Below are 2,218 nucleotides of genomic sequence, written 5' to 3' on the forward strand. Positions count from 1 at the left end.
CTCACCCCCACCGCCTCCCGTACGAGCGCCGCCGTACCGCCCTCCCCCGCCGGGGCGAGCACGCACGACAGGGCAAGGCGCAGCGCGACCTCGCACTCCCGAGCCAGCTCGGACCGCTCGCCGGGCGTCGCCTCCGCCGGGGCGAGCACGGCGACGGCCCGGTCCCGTACGAGGGTGACAAGCCGGGCGGGCGAAGGCAGCGGCCCGTCCGCCCGGCGCTGTGCGGGCACCGCCGATGTCGAGGGCACCGCGGCGAGCGTCGGGGCGGGTAAGTGCTCGCCCCAGCAGCCGGTGAGCAGCGCCCTGACCAGGACGTTCCCGCGAGCCCTCAGCACCGTCCACTCGGCGGCCGCGGGCAGCCCGCCCTCGCGGAGCGCCCGGTCCGCACCGGCGAGATACGTGTCGGTCTCACGGCGCACCAGGGACCGCGCCAGGCCGTCCTTGCTGCCGAACTCGTTGTAGAGGGTCTGCCGCGACACCCCGGCCGCGGCGGCCACGTCCACCATGCGCACCGCCGACCAGGCCCGGCGGGCCAGCGCCGTACAGGCCGCGTCGAGCAGGGACTCACGCGCTGCGGGCATCGTCGCCTCCCCGGCCGGACGGCACGACCGCCTGCGTCAGGACGGCTCAGGGACCGGCTCCACAGGCAGAGTTGACGCGGTCGTACGCACTGTCAAGGGTCGGCGGGCGGATGCCCGCGTACCGGGTCGCGAGACGGACGAGGGCCATGTGGTCCCGTACCGGCCCGGTCGATACTGTTCGCTCATGCCCGACTATCTCGATGATCTGCGTCTCGCCCATGTCCTCGCCGACGCGGCGGACCGCGCGACCATGGACCGGTTCAAGGCCCTCGACCTCAAGGTCGAGACCAAGCCGGACATGACGCCGGTCAGCGAGGCGGACAAGGCCGCCGAGGAGCTGATCCGCGGGCAGCTCCAGCGCGCCCGGCCGCGGGACGCGATCCTCGGCGAGGAGTACGGCATCGAGGGCACGGGCCCGCGCCGCTGGGTGATCGACCCGATCGACGGCACGAAGAACTATGTGCGCGGCGTGCCCGTGTGGGCGACCCTCATCTCCCTGATGGAGGTGGGCGAGGGCGGCTACCAGCCGGTGGTCGGCGTGGTCTCCGCCCCGGCGCTCGGCCGCCGCTGGTGGGCGGCGAAGGGCTCGGGCGCGTTCACCGGGCGCAGCCTGACCTCCGCGACCCGGCTCAAGGTGTCGGACGTCTCCCGTATCTCCGACGCGTCGTTCGCGTACTCCTCGCTCAGCGGCTGGGAGGAGCAGGGCCGCCTCGACGGTTTCCTCGACCTGACCCGGGCCTGCTGGCGCACGCGCGGGTACGGCGATTTCTGGCCGTACATGATGGTGGCCGAGGGGTCGGTAGACATCTGCGCGGAGCCGGAGCTGTCCCTGTGGGACATGGCGGCGACGGCGATCGTGGTGGCCGAGGCGGGCGGCAGCTTCACCGGCCTCGACGGCACCCCCGGCCCGCACAGCGGCAACGCGGCGGCGTCCAACGGCCGGCTCCACGAGGAGCTGCTCGGCTACCTGAACCAGCGGTACTGAGCGACCGCCCGGCAGGCGACCACCCCGCACACGACCACCCCGAGCGAGACCACCCCGCGCACCGCAACTCCCGCACCGCAAGCCCCCGTACCGGACACAGGTGGCGGTTCGCGCCGCTCGCGCGCCCTCAGTAGGCCCCGCACTCCCCCTTGTTGACTATTCCTTGACCTGCCACTCTGAGAGTCCCCCCACTTGTGAACTTGTGAATCGCTTCTCTTTGAACAGCGAATCATCCAGGAGGTGGCTCCAGCCCATGCTCGTCCGCGACGCCATGAGCACCATGGTCCTCACCATCGGCCCCGACCACACACTCCGTCAGGCCGCCCGCCTGATGTCCGCCCGCCGGGTCGGCGCGGCGGTCGTTTTCGACACCGACGCCAATGGCGTCGGCATCCTCACCGAGCGCGACATCCTCAACTCCCTCGGCTCGGGACAGGACCCGGACAAGGAGACCGCGGGCACGCACACCACGACCGACGTGGTCTTCGCCGCGCCTTCGTGGACCCTGGCGGAAGCGGCCGACGCCATGGCGCACGGCGGCTTCCGACACCTGATCGTCCTTGACGACCACGAACCGGTGGGCATCGTCTCGGTACGCGACATCATCCGCTGCTGGACCCCGGGCCGCCGCCCCGCACCCGCCCTCTAGAAC

3 protein-coding genes are annotated in these 2,218 nt (G+C 72.4%); 2 read left to right on the forward strand and 1 reads right to left on the reverse strand.

The features are described 5' to 3' along the window. Positions 1-581, reverse strand: a 581-nt coding sequence (locus tag GUY60_RS37020; protein WP_161705891.1) for a TetR/AcrR family transcriptional regulator, incomplete at its 3' end; no start/stop codon positions are given. A gap of 184 nt (positions 582-765) precedes the next feature. Here GUY60_RS37020 and hisN point away from each other — a divergent pair. Then, entirely contained in the window at positions 766-1,566 is an 801-nt protein-coding gene (gene hisN, locus GUY60_RS37025; protein ID WP_161705892.1) for a histidinol-phosphatase, read from the forward strand. 253 nt (positions 1,567-1,819) lie between these two features. Continuing rightward, on the forward strand, positions 1,820-2,215 hold the full coding sequence (locus GUY60_RS37030; protein ID WP_161705893.1) for a CBS domain-containing protein: 396 nt from the start codon (positions 1,820-1,822) through the stop codon (positions 2,213-2,215). Positions 2,216-2,218 lie beyond the last annotated feature (3 nt).

The sequence above is a fragment of the Streptomyces boluensis genome (genome assembly GCF_009908195.1).
Taxonomy (GTDB): Bacteria; Actinomycetota; Actinomycetes; order Streptomycetales; family Streptomycetaceae; genus Streptomyces; species Streptomyces boluensis.